A 20,804-nucleotide genomic window follows, 5' to 3' on the forward strand; every position below is an offset into this window, starting at 1 on the left:
GTGCAATCCGCTCATGTCGGCCCGCGCGACGCCGGCCTTGGTGCGCAGCGGGCAGAGGTAGCCCTGCACGATCAGTTCGCGCACGCCGACTTCGTAGCAGATGTGGTTGAGGATGTTGTCCGGCCCGGAGATCATGCCCGTTTTGAGGCGGAACGGCGTGGCCGTCAGGCCGATGACGCGCACCTCGGGATTGACGACTCTGGCGTCGGCGATGAAGGTGCGATACATCCCGTCGCCTTCGGCCGGGATCATGTGGGCTTCGTCCACGATGATGAGATTGACGGGGCCGAGATCGCAGGCCCGTTGATAGATGCTCTGAATCCCGGCGATGGTGACGGCGCAATTCAGTTCGCGGCGCTTCAGAGAGGCGGAGTACAAGCCGACGGGCAGATCGGGTGCGATGGTGCGGAGTTTGTCGAGCGCCTGCTCAAGGAGTTCCTTGACATGCGCCAGGATCAGCACTCGTCCGTTCCACAGGCTCACGGCGTCGCGACAGATCGTCGCCATCACGGGCGTCTTGCCGCCAGCGGTCGGGATCACGACGCAGGGGTTGTCTTCGCGGGTGCGCAGGTGGTGATACACCGCCTCGACGGCCTCGCTCTGATACGGCCGCAGTTCCATCACGCCAGCGCCTCCTGCGCGGCGCGCACGCTGGCCATCAGCGCCGGCAGATCCTCGGCGGCCAGACAGATCATGCATTTGGATCGGCGGCGACGGAAGATGATGACCGGCACACGCTGACCTGCTGACTTCTGGAGTTTCTTCCACGCGTTCCAGAACTGCGGGCATGGAGTCTGGAGTTCTTCGGCATGCACACCGGGCAGGTGCGCCTCATGGCCATCCATCCCGATCGCCGCGGCCGTGTCACGCGCTGACTCACGGACTTCGCGCAACACGGCCGCATCGGCCACGCCGTTCGAACTGGCTGCGGACGTGGGCATCATTTCCTCGCCCAGGGAGGGGTGCTGCCGGCCGCATTGGCGGCGGTTGCGCCTGCTGGTGCTGCACCGGAGTCGCGCTTCGCGTAACCCTTCACGACATTCGTGAGTTCGCCGGTGTCCTCGCGCTTCTTGAGACCGACACTCACAACGAGTGGCAGGTTGTGCAGTTCGGCCGAGTCGCGCGGCGCCATCACGCTCACGGCGCGACAGATTGATGACAAGGTGCCGCGGGCGATCTTGACCGTCTGTTCACTGGGGTGCTTGATGACGAGACGATCCCAGATCTTGCGGCCCTTGTGCGGGCCATCGAGGATGTCCAGTTCGAGTTGAAGGTACTCGCCCTTGCCGTTGCGGGTGGGTTTCATCTCCGAGGCGACGATTATCGCCAGGTACTTGCCCGCGGGAATGGGATCGAAGTTGGCGTTGGGTTCGACTTCGTTGGCGTCAAATCCATTGAGATGTGCCATGGTGGATCAGTTTCCTTGTTCAGAGGTAGTGGTGGGTTCAGTGGAAGCGAGCGGGTTCTCGCCACGCACGAACGCGGCGTAGAGCCGGTAGTCGAGCGGGAACTCCTCGGGAAGGTTCAGACGGTTTTTCGCGACGTGTGCCGGCCGCTCCGCGGTGCGGATGATCCGTTCGCCGGTGCCGATGCCCTGGGTGCGCTTGCGGTCGAAGCCCTCGCTCGTCGTCTTGGTCAGGACGCGGTAGGTCGCGAAGAGGACTTCATCGCACCACTCCTGCACCAGCGCCGACGCCTGCTTCTGGAGGCGAGGCACGTAGCGGTCGTAGGCGTCCGTCTCGGGATTATTGAACTTTTCGATCTGGGCGTGCGCGATCAGGATGACCTGCATGCCGTGCTGGGATCGCAGTGCATCGAGCCCGGCGAGCACTTCGCGCCACTGGCTCAGGGCGAAGACGTAGCCCTTCGCATATCCGATGTCTTCGATCGACTCGACGCCGCGCTGGGCGCAGACCTCGCCGAAGATGAGCCGCTCGAGCCAGTCGAGGGAATCGATCACGACCGTGCGATACTCGTGCGGCTCGGAGTAGAGCGCCGACAGGGATGCGAGCACATCGGCGTAGTGTGTCGCCAGCGGGAATCGATCGATTTCGAGGTCGTTGATGCCTTCTTCAGTCTGGATGAAGATGGGCTTCTCCGCCATGGCGCCGAACGTGCTCTTGCCCACGCCGTGCACTCCGTAGAGCAGCACACGGCGCGGCAGTTGGTTTCGGCCCTTCTGGATCGCCTGGAGCATGGTCATTGGGGTTCGATCTCCTCTGGGTTTCAGCCGGCAGATGCCGCCGGTTCGGGTTGGGGTGTGATGGGCTGCGATGTGCGGCGGACCTCGAAAGCGTCTTCGCCGAATTCGCGGGTGATGAAGGCGGTGAAGACGCGGATGACTGCATCGCCGGCGCCGGTGCGGCCGTCGATCAGAATGACGGAATGGGGGGCGTCGACGTGGTACGACACTTCCATCCGCACCCGCGCTTCGCCAAAGAGGCCCTCGGCGGCGACGATGGCCAGGTGGAGCGTGGCCTCGACCTCGATCAGGTCGATGCCGGATCGGAACGAAAATCGAAACACGGTGTCGGACACGGGCGTTGCCTCCTGTTGTGGGCGGTCACACGGCAAGCTGACTGCGCGGGTGAGCCCTCCCGGGGTTACCTATGCCGTGCGTTGGCGCGTTGCGCGCTCATTGCCCGGAAAGTCGTGGATCTTCGAACTTGCGGCGGATGCGCAGCATCTCGTTGCCGACCTGGCGCCGGGAGAAGGGGCGGCCGAGCCGCCGCGTCCACTCGCGAGAAGTCCTGGCGACGCCGTGTTCCGCGACATGGTGGAGGAGGTCGCGCTCCTCGGGTGTCAGCTGCGCCAGCCCGTGGCGGACGCGTTCCTCGAGGATGAGGAGATCAAGTGGAGCCGGGCGGGATCGAAAGGTGTGCCGCTGGCCATCAGATACAACGAGCACCTCCAGCAGCGGAGTCCGAACTCCCTCGCACTCGATCATCGATCGATCGATCGAAACGGTGGGACGGCCGTTCCACCGCTTGTGGCGGTGGCGCCGCCGCAACTCCATGCCGACCCAGCTCTTGAGCGCGGTGGTGACGAACGCTTCGATGCTGCCCCGATCCGGGTCGTAGAGGTGGGATTTGCGCCACACGTAGATGTGCATCTCCTGCTCGCATTCGTCGAGGTCCGAGGTCGAGAAGTCGGTGCGGCGGCACAGCTGGCGGGCCTTGGATTTGATGAGTTCAGCGGTGGATGGGTGATTGACGACGTCATGGCGGGTCTCCACAGGGCCTTCCCGCCGGAGGGGAATCCCGGAGAGCCGGCCAACAGTGCGCGAAGGATCGCTGTGCCGTGGCGGCGCTCGCCACGGTTGAACACAGACTCGCGATGTGACCGCCGGGTTATGACCTCACGGCTACCCGCCGTGCGCCACAACCCACGTAGCATTGCTACAAACCGTGTAGCAACTGAGCCCACCCATCAGAAATCACAGTGACCAGTCGATTTCCGTCTCGGGCTCGTATCTGAAGACGGTGCCCGAGTTCACTGACGCCCTCAAATGCCGCATCAGTTCGGGCAGGTGCCCTTTGAACCCGTCGATCGCGCGGGATACGGCATTAGAAACGGCCTTGCGCACCGTCTCCGCATCGGTTTCCTTGCGAGGCTTACCGCGCCGATCCATGCGCCGCCCCAATTCCGCAGCAAGTTGGTCCATTTCCTGTTGGACTCGATGCAGTGTGCCCAAATCGTGGTGCTTTGTCGCGTCGTCCCTTCGAGTCTGAAGATCCGAATATCGCACTCTGATTTGTCGAAGAAACTCTTCGTCTGCGATCTCGCCAGCACCACCCCAGATCGTGTCAGGATGCACTCCCGCCCTCGCGATGAGGAGGTCTAGGGCCGCAACGTCGCGGTAGGGAACGGCAAGCAGGAGTGCCAGATACGTCATGCCGACCGAATGATCGATGTGCGTGACGCCGCTGCCGTTGAAAGACACATCCCAGTAGTCGCCCGCGCGGCGGAACAGATACCTGGGACCGCGCCAGCCGTCGACGCGCCGAGCAAGTGACTGTTCGACGACACGACGATTCACGATGAGTGCGTCATCCGATAGTTCGCAGCTGCCAGAAAGAGCGAATGCCAGCGGCTTTGGCTCGAGCCAGATGTCGTCGGGCGGAATCTCGCTCGGCACGAACACCACGGACGGCAGGGCTGATCGAGGTATTGCATGTGCGAACTTGTGGCCGTCTCGGCGGCACAGCGCACGCGCGAGAAAGACACCAGCTCGCTGTCCCTGCGACTGCAGCTGCCCGCAGTCGATGACCCGGTCACTCCGTATAGCCCTGACACCACCGGAGAGACTCAATGACGCGGCGATCGATTCCGCCACGCTTCGGGCGTTCCCCCGCCAGGTCTGCCGATGCGCCTCAGTGATCGGGACGCGTGCCTCGCGCGGGCACTTGGCGAAGAGTCGCGTCGTGGCCGCTGGTCCTGGTCGGGCGATGATCGGTGCCATGTGGGGCGTGGCGCACGCCGGGCATCGGATCCGATGCGCCGGCGGGCCCGGCACGAAGAGCTTCGAGGCCGTGAGAGCCGAGCGAGACTCAGTCGGGATGCGGCGCCACGCGTCTGGCGTGAGCACCGGCTCCACTGCTTCGAGGGTCGCCCAGAGGATGTCGAGTGCGTTAGTCATGGCTGATCTTCCACGCCTCCAGACAATTCAGTCCGATCTCCTGGAGGTCATCATCATCGATGCTCTTGAGATTGCATGCCCGCGGCGTGATCTTGAGGTTGATCATGCGCGGACGCTTCTCCCCGTTGCGAGAGCACTGGATTCGAATCCAGATCTCCTCGACGGTGAGCTGGGCGCGCGAGAGATCAATCGCCGTGAGCATGTGGTCGAGCTTCTCGATGATCTTGTTCCATGTCGTTCCCTTGCGGATTCGCAACTGGAGTCCCTCGATGTTGAAGCCTTCCACGCGGGGGTAAACGAGCAGTCGCGATACCTCGACGCGTTCAACCTTGGCCGAATCCTGACCCGTGAAGTCGAAGCCCTCTTCGAGCAGGTGGTCGAGCGAGTAGGTCGGACGTTCCGGGTCGAGGTCCTCGACTTCGGTCTGAGTCATCGCCTGGTAGAACCGGCGGCGAAGCTCGAGCTGAGCCGACTGGCCGCCTGAGGCGATGATTTCGAGCGAGCCGGTTTTGGGTGTGAACACGTAGAGGATGCTGAAGGCTGTGGGGAGGTTAAGGGACTCCAGCTCACCTTCACGGTTGAAGACCATGAAGTTCTCCGGCCAGTTCGGCAGGTACGCGAACAAGTAGACAGCGCCATTCTTGCGCGTGTACGGGTGAATCTCGCACACATCTCCCCGAAACTCGCCGCTGTGGTGATCGATCAGGGACTGGCTGAGGGCGCGAATTCGATCCTCATCGGCGCTGAACTGACCGCAGTCTACGCCCTGCCACTTGCGCCAGTACATCGACTTCGCGAGATCGTCCGCGCGAACGAAGATGACTGCTTCCCGGAATGCTGCCCTCGCCTGGAGATAGGTCCAGACGACTTTGTCGATCCTTGACTCTTGCTTAGACCACGTATTCACGAGCTCGGGACTGTGGCTCCGCAGTTCCTCCAGCAGCACCTTGAGGTGGCAGGCCGGTGTCATGCTGAGGAAGGTTCGGAGCAGAAACTGAATGTCCCGCTTCTGATTATTCGGAAGCGCCACCAGCGCGTTGAAGAGAAGATCGACCTGCCGCTTCTTCTTCAGTTGCAACCAGTCGAGCGATGCCAGCTCGGGATAGCGCAAGAACAGTGCCTGGCGCAGGTCGGGGTCAATCTGCTTGAGAGTCTTCTTCAGGTTGAATGCGGCCATGGAATTCTCCTTGGTAATGCACCATACAGTAAACGGTGAACGGCACCATTGTGAAAAAGCTTCAGTCCTGCTGAAACAGGCCTGGTTCAATCCGCTCAACAAGCAGCCCGAGTCCCTCCAGCCTGATGCGCATCGCCTGTCCCGACACCGCGAATTGCTCGGCGAGCGGACGACAGAACTGCTCTATCGCACTCTGTTCGATTTCTGGCTGAGGTCTTCCGCCAGAGGATCGACCGGTGACTTCGCCGATCTGTACCGGCTGATCGGTGCCTCGCCAATTTTCCCATGCGAGCCGCAGCTGCTTTCGCGGCATCATCAGGCACCCTGCAAAATGATCCGCCTGCCACTCTTCACGGGGCTTGAGGCTTGATCGGCACACGAATGCAGGCCTGCCATTCGGTTCGAATAGTCCAGCCTCGTTGGGGTCCTCAAGCAGGTGCCTGCGATGCAGTCGCCAGTGCGCAATCTCGTGAGCCAACGTGAAGTTGAAGCGGCCGAGCATGGGTGGATGTACGCTCGGATCAAGAGACGAATCGACGCGAATGATGTTTTCATTGAACCAGATGGCGCCGAGCACATCCAGTTGTCCGAAGCGGCCTCGGAGATCCTCGATCTCGTAGGTCAGACCGAGGTGCAACTCGACAAGATCATCAAGCGGAACAGGGACCACGACCTCATTGTTCTGGTCCCACCACTCTTCAAGAAGAGCCTGGGCATCATCCTCGATCGCGCGATCGGTGAGGTACGGGACTCGCTCTCGGCTCGGTGTGAAGCGACGACTCATGAGCGATGGTCCTTTCGGTTTTGCCTCTCGATCCTCTCGGTCAGCTTCTTCAGTTCTTCGACCGTCATCCCCTTCACTGCGCGCAGGAGTGCCGGCATGGTTTCGGGCGCTTCACGGATAATCTCCGCCACATCGTCGGGCATGCGGCCCGCCAGTGCAATCCATTGATCCGGATTCTCGCCCAATAGCTCCGCCATTTTGCGCACACGCTCGGCCGTGGGAGGGCGCTCGACTTTGCCCTGCTCGACCAACGACAGATACGTCGGGCTGACGCCAACCATCTCCGCGAACTTCCGCAGACTCAGCTTCTTGGCAAGCCGGTGCCGACGAACCATCGCGCCGAATGACTTCCTTGGCGAGGTCATGGAGATGCTCCAACTTCCAGCCGGCCAGGCTGATCGTCGTCGGCACGAACGCGCTCATACACCTGTCGCCGGAGATGCTCCTCGACGAGACGCTGAAAGTCTTTGTCTCCCATGAACCTCGCGAAGATTTCCTCATTCTGTTCCATACGGTCGATGAACAGCCCCTCCAGAGCCTTGCTGAATACGTACTTGAAGTTGTCCAGAGTGTTGGCGCGGGCGGCTTGCCGCAAAGTCTCGTCGGCCAGCGCATCCTCCCGCACCGAATCAAGGAAGAGTTGATCCGCCGGCTTGAAGTCGGTTCCGAATCGTTCATTCAGGAGTTCGATTAGCGAGGAGAGTTCGATCTCCTCATCGCGGGGCAGCCCAGTACCCAGCGCTGTCGGCCCCTTGATCTCGCCTCCTGCGCCGGGCTGCAGCGGGATCGCCCCTTCACTGATCTTCTGCAATCGGTAGAACTTGAGGGCAACCTCGTCTTCGAAGTGGTAGCGCGGCCCGGTTCCTCGCCGGGGCAGTTTGGCGATCAGGAATCGCGCATAGGCGTAGAGCTTCTCGAGGTCGGAGTCCTGGTACGGAATGACCTGTGAGAGAAAGGCGTACAGGCTGCGGAATGCGTACAGCTTTGCGCGAAACGTCTCTTGTGCTTCCTCCTTCGCCTGCTTCCACTCGGCTTCCGGCAGCGCGGGCCGAAGTTCGTCCCGCAGTCCCTTGAATCGGGACACCGCAGGATCAAGGATCGCGTTCATCTGAGCGTGGTCACTGGCGCTCTGATTTGCTTTCGGTTTGAAGAAGACGCGACAGAACGCCTCGACCTCGTCCGCAGTGAAAACGCCGAAAGCAGCCAGTTCCGCTTGCAGGGCATACAGCTGTTGTGGGTCCGCCTGCTCGCCGACCGACGTCGCCTCGTAGTACGGCTGGAATGCCTTCAGAATCTCGTCGCGGTCGTTCACGAAGTCCAGCACGAACGTGTCCTCTTTCCCCGGATGAGTCCGGTTCAATCGCGACAGCGTCTGGACGGCATGGACGCCCTCCAACTTCTTGTCCACGTACATCGTGTGCAGCAGCGGCTGGTCGAATCCCGTCTGAAACTTCTCGGCGACCAGCAGCAGTTGGTACTCTTCAGTGGCGAACTTCTCCGGAAGTTCCTTGCCCGAGATGCCAGTGTTCATGCCGCCCTCGGTGTAGGTTGTGCCGGACTCTAGATCATCCACGACCGTCCCCGAGAACGCCACCAATGTCTTGATCGGATAGCCCTTCTCACGGATATACCGGTCGAACGCCTGCTTGTACCGTACGGCCGCCATCCGCGACGCCGTCACCACCATCGCCTTGGCTTTTCCGCCGATCTTGTGCCGCGTGACCTGCCAGAAGTGCTCGACCATCACTTCGGTCTTTTGCTCGATGTTGTGGGGATGGAGCGTCATGAAGCGAGCCAGGGCTCTGGCGGCCTTGCGCTTCTCGACATGCGGATCATCCTCGACCGACTTGATGAGCCTGAAGTATGCCTTGTACGTCGTGTAGTTCTGAAGCACGTCGAGGATGAATCCCTCCTCGATCGCCTGTCGCATGCTGTAAAGATGGAACGGCTCGGGCTTCCCATCGGGCCCGGGCTGGCCAAACATCTCCAGCGTCTTGTACTTGGGCGTGGCGGTGAAGCCGAAGAACGACAGGTTCGGCTGTCGTCCCCGCTTCTTCATCGCCTTGATGATCTCTTCTTCGTGGTCGGGAAGTTCCTGTTCCGCGGCCTCCTGCCGTGCCTGTTCCCTGATCCGGGCGCCGGCGAGCACGCCCCTCAGCTCCGCGGCCGTCTCCCCCGCCTGGCTGCTGTGTGCTTCATCGACGATGACGGCGTATCGCCGCTCTGGCAGGTCACCGATCTTGTCCGTAACGAACGGAAACTTCTGGAGTGTCGTGATGATGATGGGCACGCCGGTCTTGAGAGCCTCGGCCAACTGCGTCGAGTTCTCGTCGATCTTCTGGACAACGCCATGCTTGTGCTCGAACTGATAGATCGTCTCCTGCAACTGCTGGTCGAGCACAACGCGATCGGTAATGACGACTACGGAGTGGAAGACTTTCTCATCCCGTTCATTGTGCAGGCTGGCGAGGCGCTGCGCAAGCCAGCCGATCGAATTGCTCTTTCCACTCCCCGCTGAGTGCTGGACCAGGTAATTGTGACCGGCGCCCTTGGCGCGGGCGTGCACCTCCATCCGCCGCACCGCGTCCAGTTGGTGATACCGCGGGAAGATCATCCGCTCCTTGCGGATGCGTCGGCCCCCGATGCGCCGCTCTTCCGTCTGGAGGTGCAGAAATCGCGCCACGATGTCCAGCATCGAGTCCCGTTGCCACACTTCCTCCCACAGATACGACGTCTTGTGCCCAGCGGGATTGTCCGGGTTGCCAGCGCCGTTCCCATCCCCCCGATTGAAAGGCAGGAACGCCGTCTCTCGGCCCTTGAGTTGCGTGGTCATGAACACCAGGTCAGGATCGACGGCGAAGTGCACGAGCGACCGCTTCTTGAACTGGAACACCAGCTCCCGCGGGTCGCGGTCGTTCATGTACTGCCGCTTGGCATCCTCAACCGTCTGCCCGGACATTGGATTCTTCAACTCCGCCGTGACGATCGGCAACCCGTTGATTGCGATCATCAGGTCGATGGACTGCTCGCTGTCAGGGCAGAAGTGCACCTGTCGGGTCACGGTGAGTCGGTTGGTGCCGTACAACCGCTGCGTGTCCGGGTTTAGCCCGTGCGACGGTCTGAAAAACGCGGCCTCGATCTGCTTGCCGTAGCACTTGAAGCCGTGCCGCACCACGTCCAGGCACCCTCGGGAGTCGAGGTTCTTGATGAGTTCATTGACCACGACCTCAGCCGTGTTCACCGCGTGCAGCTTCTCCAGCGTTTTCCAGGTTTCCGGCTGGGACGCTCTTACAAACTCGACGAACACCCCGGGGAAAAGTGCCGATTCCCGGTCGAATCCCTCGGGGGCCGTTACAGCATCGTGGTCGCGGGCGTCGCCCTTGTGGTACCCGTGACCGAGGAGATGATCCTCGATGACTGTCTCAAATGCACGTTCTCTGTGATCCGCCGGCATCTGCGTTCCTCTTCGTTCGCGTTCAGCCCAGTCGCACAAGGATGACCCGAATACCTGCGGCCTTCGCTGCGAGCCTGAGGCGCTCGTCGTAATCCCCAGTCACGATGATCCCCTTCACGGGTTGGCTCGTTGTGGCGATGTTCTCGCGAATCCAGCCGATGTAGCTGAGAACCTGGCCGACCACCTGATCTGACGACAAGCCGCGTTTCAACTCGACAACCACGAGATCATCCGATTCATCGGTGCAGATCAGATCGCTTCGTCCCACCCCAACTCCCATTGAGAACTGCTGCCGGATCCGTTTGTCCGCCAGTTTGAGACCGAGCTTCGGCAGGCTCGGTTTGAGAGCCTCCTCCAGGCCCCGTTCAAGGGCGACGACCTCTCCATCGACTCCTCCCATGGACAACCGGCCGCAAATCTTGCGAGCACACTCGATCAGGCTCACGTCGCTCGCAGTAGCACGGGCGATGCGAAGTCGGTGATTCTGGTTTGAGAGGTCGCAGAACACAAGGCTTTGCGGAACGCAGTGACTCCAGATCTCAACATCGGTCATCGGGAACACGCCAACGATCGACCCTTTCCACTTCTGCTCGCGCTTGTTCAGGGCCCGCCACTCGCCTCCGATTGCAAATCGACCGATGAACCCTTCGCCGTAGATGCGCATGTAGACGACATCGCCCGGCCGAACTCGCGCCCGGTTCTTCTCAGACTCCTTGATCGAATAGTTGCTCGATTGGAGGATCGTGGACATATCCCACACGCTCGCCTTGTACGCGCCAGCGGACTTGTTCGCAAACAACCAAGCGCGTGATTCCATCGCGCTCATTCGACCGTCTCCGACTGGGTCGGTGGCTCCGACACCGGTAGCCGTGCGTGCTGCGCTTTGTTCTGCAGGTTGATGTCGCCGGTGACCAGCACCACAACCGACCGCACGTTTTGGCGGATGATCTCGATGGTGGAGGCGAGAAGTCGGTCGTCGTTGTTCGTCGGGTCAAGCCACGGCAATGACTCGTCCAGCTTCGGCTCCACCGCGATCGACCGGGCCTTGATACGCCCGGTGACGATCGGCACCCCCGCCCGGAGATCACCGCGTCGGCAGTACTCCTTGATCCGACGGATGATGCGCTCCGCCTTCGTGCGTACCTCCGGATTCCGGTGTGCGATCTTGAGTTCGTCAAGTTCGGCCAGCACCGTCGGCGTGAGCACGACCGTGAACGCATCGCACCAATCAAACGACCACTGCTCCAGCGGGGCGCCCATGATCAGGGCATTGGTGTCCGGGATCACCAGCGCCTCGGCCTCCGGCGAGTACAGCCGGTCGAGAAGACCCTGGATTTTGTCGACCGCATCGAGCGTCTTGGCCTGGGCCTCCGGCACCGTCTCGCACCACGTCGCGCCTCGCTGGTCGATGTTCTCCACGACAACACGGTCTGCCGCGTCGAACTCTCGCTGGCTATCGTCGGACAGTCTCCGAATGAGCACCCGGACAAGATCTCGGTACTGGCGATACTCAGTCAGAATCTTGTCCTGATTCCGCCTTCCCTCCAGCGGTAGATCATCCCACCAATGGCTACCTCCCAGAAACACAATGCCTCCGCCGCCACTGTCGACGTGAAGGCCCGAGTTCGCCATCAGTGTCATGATGTCGCTCCTGATGCGGGCAGCATCTTCGGCAAGCAGGTTGGTGAGGGTCCTCATGCCTCGGCCCCTTCCTCACGCACGTCGATCTTGCCCGTGACCGCCGCGGAGATCATGGCTTGCCGATACTCGGCCAAGCGATCGATTGCATCATGTGCGGCCCTTCGGATTCCATCCGCTTTCTGCGTCGCCTGTTCGATCGCTCTGGTGATGGCATCCTGTTCAGCCGGCGGAGGTACTGGTAGGTCCATAGAGCCGATTTGCCGGAAGTTGAGTCCTTCACGAGATGTTCCGTTCTCCTCAGCTCGAATCCAGTCCTTCACGGCTTTCGAGCAGAAGAAGGCGTGAAGAAATCGGGCCGAGACCTTCGCCGGGCGGATGATGCAGACATGCTGATTTACATTCGCGCGCGGCGCACCAGGTGGCACGACGGCCGCCCGCCCGATCGACGCTCCGGTGATGTTCAAGAGCACATCGCCGGGTTGAACGCGCGTGCCGGCCATTTCTGCATCAGTCTCTTCGTCGATGAAGACGACATCGTCGAGGCGCAGCCCGTCGTCGTAAACATTCTGGCTCCGCAAGAGCATTACCCCCTCCGAGACATAGACCTCGGCCCCACCCTTGGGTGTCTTGCCACTCCCGATCCGACTTGTCAGAAACTTGAGCGGCTTCACCTCCCAGTGCACCGGCACGTCGCCCAGCCAGTCGATGCCGGAGGGCTTCATCGGGGCCGCGGGGTCGAGGCCCTTCGTGACGGCGTGGGAAATCAGGGCGGTGCGCTTCTCATGCAGCAGTTCAATCAGTCGCCGCTTCTTCTTGATCAGTTCATCAATCTGCCGCGTCTTGCCATCCAGAAACGCCGCGATCGCCCGCTGTTCGGGAAGGGGCGGCCAAGCAACGCCTTCGTCAAAGTAGGCCGTGGCATCAAGGTTCTGAATGCCAGTTGTCTGCTTGATCGATCGCGTGTTGACGCGCCCCGCGTACAGATGCGCGTGGAGATACACGAGATACCTCGAGTCGAAAGCCGGCGGAACCAGAACCCGGGCGACGAAGTTGGAGCAGACCGCCGGCTCATCGTGGTCGAACTGAACAACCACGCCCACCGGCTGGAGGTCGCCACCGCCGGATTTCTCGATCAGAAGGTCTCCCCGCTGAAGGACCCTGCCGCGCCTCTCGTTTGGCAGCACGGCGCGCACCGTTGGATCGTCGATCCAAACCGAGAAGCCGGTGCGATCGAAGTCGGCGACGCGAACGCAGATGATGTCGTTCTGGGCATCCGGCTCGCTGCCCCAGATCCCGTTCCGAGAGCCGGCTGTCGTCCATTTCAGACGGTCGATGGTCCAGCCGACCGGCACCCGTCCCAACCACTCGATATTGCTCTCCCGGTATTCCGGATACGGCTTCCACCGTCGTCCACCGGTCACGACCTCCAGCCACTCGACCTGCTCGACCGGAATACTTGCCAGCGGTGCGCGGTTCACTTGACCACCTCCATCGGGACTCCCGAGAGCGAACCGGCCTTCCAATTGTCCTTTCCGTCGTAGTTGAACGAGTGATAGAGTCCTCCCGCATTCCAGGCAGCGTCGAACATTGGACGCATCAGTCGGGGAAGGTCTCTTGGCGCTTCTTCAATGACGATCTCCGGCAGCAAGAGCGGGTCGCGATCGATCGGCTGTGCATGCGCGTCTATGCCCCGCCCAATCGCGAATACGGCGCCTTTGACTCCCATCATTGAGAGCATGACGACCATCGGGAAGCCGATCGAGAGTTCGTTGAGGGTTCGGACATAGCGCGCGACAGCCTCGAGAGTCCACTTCTCGCATTCCTGAATGGGTATGGATGGCGGGCGACCCTTCTCTTCGCTTTGGGCGAGTCCACTGAATACTGATTCGATGCAGCCCGACCTGAAGGTTTGGGCGTAGCCGGCAAACCGCAGGCGGCGATCATGACTCTCGGCGCACATCGCCAGCCCATCCAGATTGATGCGTCTGTTCCCGCCGCCCACGCCAATCGGGCCAAGTTGGCCCGACTTTGCCACAAGATCGAGAACAGCCAGAGTGGGAGCCGAATTCAACGATTGGACCGGAACCAGATGCAAAACCAAGAGCGAAGGATCATGCAGTGGAATCGGTGTCTCGTTTGCGAGGATCCGACTCAATCGGTCGTCTCGCCACATCCTGATGCGATGCGGCAGATCACCTGCAAGCGCAAAGGCCGAGCGCAGCTCGTCTACATCCATTTGGACTTTGCCTGCACCGCTGCGGGTGAAGAATCGTGATGACCCCTTGAAGGTCACCATATGCGGCCCAGACCAGCTGCGCGGAATCCGTAGCAGCAGTGCCGGTCCGCTGTCGAGTCCGGCAATCGGCTTCATCCGGAGTCCCAGGATGCGCGGCGCGATCGCGTCCCGAATCATGCCCTCAATGCGGAGCATTTCCTGATCCAGGGTTGCGCCTTGAAGACCGATGGCGCCCGTTGGCACGCCTTCCGTTGCATCCATCCCATACACGAGGTCGCCGCCGCTGGCGTTGGCAAAGGAGGAGACGTCCGCCAGGAATTCCTTCTTCTCGCTGTCGGTTGCACCCGGAAGCGACCGTTTGTACTCAATCGTCCGGCCTTCGCGCACTCCGTTGGTGACGAGCGCCCGGATGTGATCCGCAGTGATGTCATCGATGGCAACAGGAATCACCGCGTCACCTCTGCGAGCATGAGAACGATGTCCTTCTCAAGCGACGCAATGTCGCCCTCAATCTCGCCCAGGGGCCGAGGCGGTTTGTAGACGTAGAAATGCCGGTTGAGGGGGATCTCGTAGCCGACCTTTCCGACCTTGCCATCCCGCTCGTCGACGACCACCTCGTTGATCCATGCATCGGGGACGTGCGGCTTCACCTCCCGCTCGAAATACTCGTACACACTCTGCTTGAGTGGTACGTTCTCGTAGTCGCGCAACTCGGGGTCGGGCTCGACGTTGCCGTCCTTGTCGCGGCAGATCTCGGCGCTCTCGTCGCGCTCGCCAAGCGCGGCGACGATCGCCTTCTTGATCGGCGCCGGGAGTTTGACGTCTGCCTGCTCCGCAGCGGCGTCGAGCGCCGTCAGGAAATCATCCCGGCTCATCCAGACCTTCGCCTGATTGAGCGACCGCAGGACGTCCAGGATCGCCTGCTGGTGCCGTCTGCCCACTTCCTCCTCCGCCAAGGCAGCCTTGCTGCCCGGCTTCTTCTTCGATTTGGCCAGGTTCTGGAACGGCGTCGCCTCCCGCAGGGCGTCGATGCGCTCCGGCACGACCTGAAACTTCAGGCGGAGCGGCCGCTCGATCGTCACCTTCCGGTACCCGAAATCTTCGTTCTCGAAGACCTTGCTGACAACGAGCCGCTGACGCTCGCCATCGACGTCCAGTTCGCGCGCGTCATCGTGCTGGAAAGCGCCATAGATGCGGGTGACTTCGCCAATGTGGTCCGCTCGGCCGTATTTGCCGTCGCCGATCTCGTTGCGCTTGTTACCGAGGCTCTTGCGCATCTTGCGGTAGAAGTGCACGGCGTTGATGAGCTGCACTTTCCCGCGCCGCTGCGGGGTCTTGCGATTGGTGACAATCCAGATGTACGTGTAGATACCGGTGTTGTAGAAAAGTTGATCGGGCAGGGCAATTACGGCTTCCAGCCAGTCATTCTCAATGATCCAGCGCCGGATGTTCGATTCGCCGGAGCCTGCGTCGCCGGTGAAGAGCGGCGAGCCGTTGAAGACGATCCCGATGCGGCTGCCGCCATTGGACTTCTTCGGGTCGATGGTCTTCATCTTCGAGATCATGTGCTGGAGGAACAGCAGCGAGCCGTCGTTGATGCGCGGCAGCCCGGCGTCGAACCGGCCGCCTTTGCGCTCATGCTCCTGGCGGATGAAGTCTTCTTCCGGCTTCCACTCGACGCCGAAAGGGGGATTGGCCAGCATGTAGTCAAAGGACTCGCTGGGAAAGCCGTCTTCCGTGAACGAGTCGCCGAAAACGATGTGCTCGATGTTCTGGCCTTTGATGAGCATGTCCGAGCCGCAGATGGCGTAGGACTCGTCGTTGTAGTCCTGACCGAAGACTTCGAGCTTCGCATCCGGGTTGAGTTCAGCGACGTACTCTTCGGCAACGGAGAGCATGCCGCCCGTTCCGCAGGCCGGGTCCAGCATGGTGCGGACGATCCCGCGGCGCCGGAGGATTTCATCGTCCGGGTCGAAGAGGATGTTCACCATCAGGCGAATGACCTCGCGCGGCGTAAAGTGATCGCCGGCGGTCTCGTTGGCTGCCTCGCTGAACTTCCGGATTAGTTCTTCGAAGATGTAGCCCATCTCCGTGTTCGGGACCGATGCGGGATGGAGATCGATGTCTGCGAACCGGGAAACAACCAGATAGAGGCGATTGGTCTTGTCGAGCTTTTCGATCTGCTCAGCGAAGCCAAAGTGCTCGAAGATCTCGCGGGCCTTGGAGGAGAAGCCCTTGATGAAGTGCGTGAGGTTTCGGGCGATGTGGTTCGGGTCGTCCTTGAGGCGGCTGAAGTCGAACTTCGAAGTGTTGTGGATGAGGAAGGGCCGGTCTTTGGGCCAGTCGGTTGGAGCGGCCGTTCGATTGAGAATCGGCTCGATGGCTTGAGGCGACATTCCCTTGCGCTTCAACTCTTCCGCTTTGCGCAGCACCTTGTCGCGAGTGGCACTGAGAAGGCAATCCATGCGGCGAAGCACGGTGAGCGGAAGAATGACCTTGCCGTACTGATTCGGCTTGTAGGGCCCACGGATGAGATCCGCCACGCTCCAGATGAAGGCGACCTTGGTGCCGAACCCATTGTTGTCCATCAGGAACCTCGGGCTGCCGGGTGTGCATTGTCCACTAAACGGAGACAGTATAGCATAACCCACGGGTCGCGGCTGACCCTCATGGCGGTCGGCGGCAAGGAAGGAGCAGCGATGGCGGATCCGGCGAAGAAGCCAGTCAAGAGCGTTGGTGAGGTCGGAGAGGACTTTGTTGAATGGCTCTGCCAAGCCCCGCTGGGACGCGATTTCCTCTTCCGTGGACAGAAGTACCCAGGGTCGAACGGCGAGATCGAGCTGTGCGACCTCTTGGTGCTCTTGGACGACACGGCGATCCTCATTGAGGTCAAAACCGCGGATCGTGAGAAGCGGCCTGACCGCACTGATGCGGAATGGGCCAAGTACGCCAACTCACGAATGGAGAAGGCGCTCAGCCAGATCGAACGTGGCGTGAATGCGATCCGGAGTGGACAGGTCAAGGAGATCGAGAACGATCGGCAGGGTCGCGTCCCGATCGATCCCGCCAAGATCAGGCATGTGTACGGAATCGCGGTGGTTGATCACCCCACATTGGAAAAATGGGGTGGCGGGCCGATTCTGGAGTGCGACGGCGGCGATGTCAGTGTGCTCACCACGACTCACATCGAGTTGCAGGCACTTCTCTCGGAGCTCTCAACGGTTGGCGATCTTGTGGATTACCTGCAAGCCCGGGAGCAGTTCTTCGAGAAGAACCAACTCATGGGCGTCACCGAGTTGGACTTGCTGGCCACGTACAAACTTGACCCAGAGCGGTTTCGAGAGTGGGTCGCCACCCACGACGTGGTTCTGATTGGCGAAGGCTGCTGGGAGGGGTTCGAGGAGCTGGAAGTTCGGGAGCAGCGGGCAACAGCGGACAGGCCATCGCTCATCGTGGATATCCTGATTGACAAGCTCCACGAGAGCGCCCATGCGAGTCTGCCACACATCAATGATCGTATCGCGCAGTTGGTTGATCCTATGGAACCAACGGCTGCATACGTGGCAGTCGCAAACGAGTTGGCGCGCATTCGGCGGCTCGAACGGCGGCTGATCGGTGAGAAGTTGATCAAAAAGAGCCAAAAGTGCGTTAATCAGAAGCGCGATCGCTGGTTTATTAGCGGCTCAGAGAGACACGAGCACGCAGTCTGCGTGTTCCTGGTTTCGTTGGATGGGCGAGAGGAACGGCTGCAGATGCTTGAAATGGTGACCATCGCCGGGATGCTCAAGCTAGGGGAACGGCGAGTACTCGGAATCGCCACCGAACCAGTTCAGGGCGGCTACGGGTTCAGCATCGATGCATTCATGATTTGCGCCGACCCGAAAGAGGTAGAAGCGAAACTCCCTCAGGAAATGCGTGATTACCTGGATTCCCAGTTTGGGCCACCGCAGAAGTCGATCGCGACCGAGTTTGGCACCACGCCGGAGCAGTAATGCTACTGCGCCATCCGTTTGATCCCAAGCCAGACGGTGCGCTGCGCATTCCAATCGTGCTGAGCTACCACGGCGCGCAATACCCGTTCATGGATTGGATCCCTTCCGTCCGTCACTGATGGCAGGTGCAGAATCTCCTCCTGAATGTCCGGTGCCAGGTTCAGCAGGTTCATGATCTGCGTCATCCGCGGCTGGGTGACGTGGACGAGGCGGGCGAGTTCAGACTGGTTGGCGACGACTCCGTCGTTGAGCAACTGGTCGAAGCGGATCGCCAGGGCCATCAGTTTGGAGATTCGCGGGATGCGACCCTTCGGCTCCGGCTTCTGCGGCGCCGGGCCGGTGATGGCGCGCTTGCGGTTGCCCTTGACCGTGAAGTGAATTTCCCGGGTGACGGTGGTCATGCGGCTTGCTCCTTGCGGCGGCGGGCGAGCGCACCGATGCTGGTAGGCCGGAACGTGACGGCGACGTTCCCGGCTTTCGCGTCATACTCAACGGCAGCGATGAGTAGATTGAGAAGGCGAGCCTGCTCGCGCGGGCTCAGATTGGCCCACAGCCCGTCGAAATCGGTGAAGGCCGCTTCCGCCTCGGCTCGCGTGATGTTCTCGCGTTCGAGTTCGGCGATGCGGGCATCCAGTTCCCGCAGACGCTCGTCTCCACCGCGGATGCGATCATTGAGATCGGCGACTCGGGTTGTTGCCTCCCGGTCTGTTCGGCCATCCTCGACGAGCCGCCGCAGGTCCTGATGCTGGCGGCGGAGTTCGCCCTTTAGGTCGTCGCGCTCAGTCACCAGAGTCGATCGCTCGCCGGCGACAGATGTCTGAGCCTCCGCCAGAACCTCGGCGAGGAGTGACCTGTCCGTTGCCAGCGCCCGCACCTCGTCCACCACAACACGCTCGATCTCGGCCGCCGGCAGCGTTCCCGACTCACACAGGTGGGCGCCGCTCTTGATCGCGCGCACGCAGCGGTAGTAGCGGTAGAACCGCCCTTTGCGGCCGCTGCTGAAAGTATGCGTCATGGCGTGACCGCAGCCCTTGCACTTGAGCAGACCGCGCAGCAGCGCCCCGTACTTGTTGCGGACTTCCGCGCCACCCGTGCGGCCATTCGTCTTGAGCAGCGACTGGACCTGATCGAACACGTCCTGGTCGATGATCGCGTCGTGCTCACCTTCATAGGCCTCGCCCTTGTGAACGATCTTGCCCGTGAGTATCGGGTTGGTCAGAAGGACATGGAGCGTGGCCTTGTCGAATGGCCGCCCGCCGAGTTTCTGCCCCTTCTTGGTGAGCCGCCGCTTGTTGACCCAGCCTCGCCGGGTGAGTTCGCTAACCACCGGCTGGAGCGAGCCCTTCTCGAGGTACAGGGAAAAAACCTCGCGCACCCGCGCCGCCTCCCGGGCGTTGATGACCAGTCGCGGGCTGGGGCCATTGCGGTCGACGTCGTAGCCGAGCACGGGCACGCCGCCTGCCCACTTGCCCTTGCGTTTCTGGGCGGCGACCTTGTCGCGGATGCGCTCGCCGATGATTTCGCGCTCGAACTGGGCGAACGACAGGAGGATGTTCAAGGTGAGCCGGCCCATCGAGTGCGTGGTATTGAACTGCTGGGTGACGGAGACGAACGAGACGCCGTGCTTGTCGAAGGTCTCCATGATGCGCGAGAAGTCGAGCAGCGAGCGGCTGAGCCGATCGACCTTGTAGACTACGACGCAGTCGATGCCGCCGGCCTCGATGTCGCGGAGGAGCCGTGCCAGCGCCGGCCGTTCCATGCTCCCGCCCGAGAAGCCGCCGTCGTCGTAGCGCTCGGGCAGGCAGGTCCACCCCTCGGCTTTCTGGCTGGTGATGAACGCTTCGGCGCCCTCGCGCTGGGCGTCGAGGGAGTTGAACTCCTGGTCGAGCCCTTCCTCGCTGGACTTGCGGGTGTAGATGGCGCAGCGAACCCGGCGCGTCTCGGCCTTGCCGTGGCCGTTCGCAACGGCGGTGGTTCGATGCCGGCTCACGGTTTCGCCTCCAACTGGAAGAACCGAAACCCGTTCAAGTGGCTGCCGGTGACCTTCTTGGCAATGGCCGTCAGTGTGCGGTAGCGCTGCCCGTCCCACTCGAAACCCTGCCCATCGTCGAGTACGACGACGCGGATCGTGCGGCCCTTGTACTTGCGCATGATGGCCGAGCCGGCTGAGGGCAGACGCGGGTCGCGCGGCTCGGCGGTCGAGACTCCACGCGTGGCAGTGGGCGGGGCGTCCGGCTGGGGCGGGTGAATCTGCGTGCGCGGCGCCATGACGCGCACCTCTGCGTCATCGGCCAATTCCGCCGCGCGGCGGCGCGCGCGTTCAGAGAGGTCGCCCTCGGCTTTGGCCTGAATGCGCCAGGCGATCTTGCGGATAAGGTACGCCCGGTGCCGCGTGCGGCAGGGCTGATTGCAGAGTTGCTCGTAGCGCTCCACGAGTTCGCTCGTGGTCATCCGTTGCAGGGCGTCGATCTCGCGTTCGATGGTCGTTGGCATGTGGCGGCTCCTTTCGGCATGGAGACCCGGCCCTAACCGCGGGGCCGGTTCACCACAGTGAGGCGCGAAGGCTCGCCGAGTTCAAGTGCGATGTCGCGGGAATCTTCGGATTGGGCGGGCGGCGAAGATGCTCGCGTCCGGGCGACCCGGACGAACCGGACGAGGCCACATGCGAGGATGTGGGCGACCTCAGCGCGGCGCTCGTCGGCGGACATGGTGGCGGAATCGGTGATGGCGGGCACAGCGGGCTCCGGCAACGGGCATGATGCGGCGCCAAACGAGGAGCGCCGTCATGGGTTACCTATGCCCGGGATCGATCGATTGCACACTCAGCGAGCGAAAGGATCTCGGAATATGCTCGCTGCGCAAGATGACCCATCAGGCAATC

Annotated in this window: 20 protein-coding genes; 1 reads left to right on the forward strand and 19 read right to left on the reverse strand. The window is 61.6% G+C overall.

All coding sequences use genetic code 11. The features are described 5' to 3' along the window. From IT430_01610 to IT430_01685, 16 genes are all read right to left on the reverse strand, one after another. Window positions 1-624, reverse strand: a 624-nt coding sequence (locus tag IT430_01610) for a DEAD/DEAH box helicase family protein (GenBank protein ID MCC6906612.1), incomplete at its 3' end; no start/stop codon positions are given. After that, a complete protein-coding gene (locus IT430_01615; GenBank protein MCC6906613.1) occupies window positions 621-941 on the reverse strand; it encodes a hypothetical protein in 321 nt (106 codons plus the stop codon). The genes IT430_01615 and IT430_01610, both read right to left, overlap by 4 nt. Continuing rightward, complete coding sequence (locus IT430_01620) at window positions 941-1,408, reverse strand: DUF669 domain-containing protein (protein MCC6906614.1); 468 nt, start codon at window positions 1,406-1,408, stop codon at window positions 941-943. The genes IT430_01615 and IT430_01620 overlap by 1 nt, the downstream gene beginning before the upstream one ends. A gap of 6 nt (window positions 1,409-1,414) precedes the next feature. Then, window positions 1,415-2,203, reverse strand: coding sequence for an ATP-binding protein (locus IT430_01625; GenBank protein MCC6906615.1), 789 nt, complete (start codon window positions 2,201-2,203; stop codon window positions 1,415-1,417). A gap of 23 nt (window positions 2,204-2,226) precedes the next feature. Further along, window positions 2,227-2,538 (reverse strand): hypothetical protein, encoded by a 312-nt coding sequence (locus IT430_01630; GenBank protein MCC6906616.1) that lies wholly within the window; start codon window positions 2,536-2,538, stop codon window positions 2,227-2,229. A 97-nt stretch (window positions 2,539-2,635) separates the two neighbouring features. Then, the gene (locus tag IT430_01635) at window positions 2,636-3,235 is read right to left on the reverse strand and encodes a hypothetical protein (protein MCC6906617.1); all 600 of its coding nucleotides are present in this window, start codon (window positions 3,233-3,235) and stop codon (window positions 2,636-2,638) included. Between the two features lie 201 nt (window positions 3,236-3,436). After that, on the reverse strand, window positions 3,437-4,336 hold the full coding sequence (locus tag IT430_01640; protein ID MCC6906618.1) for a hypothetical protein: 900 nt from the start codon (window positions 4,334-4,336) through the stop codon (window positions 3,437-3,439). A 295-nt stretch (window positions 4,337-4,631) separates the two neighbouring features. Then, entirely contained in the window at window positions 4,632-5,816 is a 1,185-nt protein-coding gene (locus IT430_01645) for a hypothetical protein (protein MCC6906619.1), read from the reverse strand. 61 nt (window positions 5,817-5,877) lie between these two features. Then, window positions 5,878-6,600 (reverse strand): ImmA/IrrE family metallo-endopeptidase, encoded by a 723-nt coding sequence (locus IT430_01650; protein MCC6906620.1) that lies wholly within the window; start codon window positions 6,598-6,600, stop codon window positions 5,878-5,880. After that, a complete protein-coding gene (locus IT430_01655; GenBank protein ID MCC6906621.1) occupies window positions 6,597-6,965 on the reverse strand; it encodes a helix-turn-helix transcriptional regulator in 369 nt (122 codons plus the stop codon). Before IT430_01655 ends, IT430_01650 begins: the two co-directional genes overlap by 4 nt. Next, entirely contained in the window at window positions 6,962-10,054 is a 3,093-nt protein-coding gene (locus IT430_01660; GenBank protein ID MCC6906622.1) for a type I restriction endonuclease subunit R, read from the reverse strand. The genes IT430_01655 and IT430_01660 overlap by 4 nt, the downstream gene beginning before the upstream one ends. A gap of 22 nt (window positions 10,055-10,076) precedes the next feature. Then, window positions 10,077-10,718: a DUF91 domain-containing protein gene (locus IT430_01665; protein ID MCC6906623.1), complete on the reverse strand. Its 642-nt coding sequence runs from the start codon at window positions 10,716-10,718 to the stop codon at window positions 10,077-10,079. A gap of 158 nt (window positions 10,719-10,876) precedes the next feature. Next, window positions 10,877-11,752 carry a hypothetical protein gene (locus tag IT430_01670; protein ID MCC6906624.1) on the reverse strand — a complete coding sequence of 292 codons (876 nt, stop codon included), beginning with the start codon at window positions 11,750-11,752 and terminating at the stop codon, window positions 10,877-10,879. Continuing rightward, window positions 11,749-13,173 carry a restriction endonuclease subunit S gene (locus tag IT430_01675; GenBank protein MCC6906625.1) on the reverse strand — a complete coding sequence of 475 codons (1,425 nt, stop codon included), beginning with the start codon at window positions 13,171-13,173 and terminating at the stop codon, window positions 11,749-11,751. The genes IT430_01670 and IT430_01675 overlap by 4 nt, the downstream gene beginning before the upstream one ends. Further along, window positions 13,170-14,381 carry an ATP-binding protein gene (locus IT430_01680; protein ID MCC6906626.1) on the reverse strand — a complete coding sequence of 404 codons (1,212 nt, stop codon included), beginning with the start codon at window positions 14,379-14,381 and terminating at the stop codon, window positions 13,170-13,172. The genes IT430_01675 and IT430_01680 overlap by 4 nt, the downstream gene beginning before the upstream one ends. Then, window positions 14,378-16,519, reverse strand: a complete 2,142-nt coding sequence (locus IT430_01685) for an SAM-dependent DNA methyltransferase (GenBank protein MCC6906627.1) — start codon at window positions 16,517-16,519, stop codon at window positions 14,378-14,380. Before IT430_01685 ends, IT430_01680 begins: the two co-directional genes overlap by 4 nt. An 81-nt stretch (window positions 16,520-16,600) precedes the next feature. Here IT430_01685 and IT430_01690 point away from each other — a divergent pair, with 81 nt between their 5' ends. Beyond that, window positions 16,601-17,923 carry a hypothetical protein gene (locus tag IT430_01690; protein MCC6906628.1) on the forward strand — a complete coding sequence of 441 codons (1,323 nt, stop codon included), beginning with the start codon at window positions 16,601-16,603 and terminating at the stop codon, window positions 17,921-17,923. Window positions 17,924-17,925: 2 nt separating this feature from the next. On the opposite strand, the gene IT430_01695 is transcribed toward IT430_01690, so the two are convergent. From IT430_01695 to IT430_01705, 3 genes are read right to left on the reverse strand one after another with little or no spacing between them, the layout of a single operon-like run. After that, window positions 17,926-18,324: a hypothetical protein gene (locus tag IT430_01695; GenBank protein ID MCC6906629.1), complete on the reverse strand. Its 399-nt coding sequence runs from the start codon at window positions 18,322-18,324 to the stop codon at window positions 17,926-17,928. Continuing rightward, the gene (locus IT430_01700) at window positions 18,321-19,913 is read right to left on the reverse strand and encodes a recombinase family protein (GenBank protein MCC6906630.1); all 1,593 of its coding nucleotides are present in this window, start codon (window positions 19,911-19,913) and stop codon (window positions 18,321-18,323) included. The genes IT430_01695 and IT430_01700 overlap by 4 nt, the downstream gene beginning before the upstream one ends. Next, a complete protein-coding gene (locus tag IT430_01705; GenBank protein MCC6906631.1) occupies window positions 19,910-20,416 on the reverse strand; it encodes a DUF2924 domain-containing protein in 507 nt (168 codons plus the stop codon). Before IT430_01705 ends, IT430_01700 begins: the two co-directional genes overlap by 4 nt. Window positions 20,417-20,804 lie beyond the last annotated feature (388 nt).

This window comes from Phycisphaerales bacterium (genome assembly GCA_020852515.1).
Classification (GTDB): Bacteria; Planctomycetota; Phycisphaerae; order Phycisphaerales; family UBA5793; genus UBA5793.

What these genes read in the sequence shown, in the direction of transcription:
- IT430_01665 (MCC6906623.1), bottom strand. Translation starts at nt 10,718, where the DNA reads ATGCGCATCTACGGCGAAGGGTTCATCGGTCGATTTGCAATCGGAGGC.
- IT430_01690 (MCC6906628.1), top strand. Translation starts at nt 16,601, where the DNA reads ATGGCGGTCGGCGGCAAGGAAGGAGCAGCGATGGCGGATCCGGCGAAG.
- IT430_01625 (MCC6906615.1), bottom strand. Translation starts at nt 2,203, where the DNA reads ATGACCATGCTCCAGGCGATCCAGAAGGGCCGAAACCAACTGCCGCGC.
- IT430_01705 (MCC6906631.1), bottom strand. Translation starts at nt 20,416, where the DNA reads ATGCCAACGACCATCGAACGCGAGATCGACGCCCTGCAACGGATGACC.
- IT430_01695 (MCC6906629.1), bottom strand. Translation starts at nt 18,324, where the DNA reads ATGACCACCGTCACCCGGGAAATTCACTTCACGGTCAAGGGCAACCGC.
- IT430_01670 (MCC6906624.1), bottom strand. Translation starts at nt 11,752, where the DNA reads ATGAGGACCCTCACCAACCTGCTTGCCGAAGATGCTGCCCGCATCAGG.
- IT430_01615 (MCC6906613.1), bottom strand. Translation starts at nt 941, where the DNA reads ATGCCCACGTCCGCAGCCAGTTCGAACGGCGTGGCCGATGCGGCCGTG.
- IT430_01655 (MCC6906621.1), bottom strand. Translation starts at nt 6,965, where the DNA reads ATGACCTCGCCAAGGAAGTCATTCGGCGCGATGGTTCGTCGGCACCGG.
- IT430_01685 (MCC6906627.1), bottom strand. Translation starts at nt 16,519, where the DNA reads ATGGACAACAATGGGTTCGGCACCAAGGTCGCCTTCATCTGGAGCGTG.
- IT430_01645 (MCC6906619.1), bottom strand. Translation starts at nt 5,816, where the DNA reads ATGGCCGCATTCAACCTGAAGAAGACTCTCAAGCAGATTGACCCCGAC.
- IT430_01660 (MCC6906622.1), bottom strand. Translation starts at nt 10,054, where the DNA reads ATGCCGGCGGATCACAGAGAACGTGCATTTGAGACAGTCATCGAGGAT.
- IT430_01650 (MCC6906620.1), bottom strand. Translation starts at nt 6,600, where the DNA reads ATGAGTCGTCGCTTCACACCGAGCCGAGAGCGAGTCCCGTACCTCACC.
- IT430_01620 (MCC6906614.1), bottom strand. Translation starts at nt 1,408, where the DNA reads ATGGCACATCTCAATGGATTTGACGCCAACGAAGTCGAACCCAACGCC.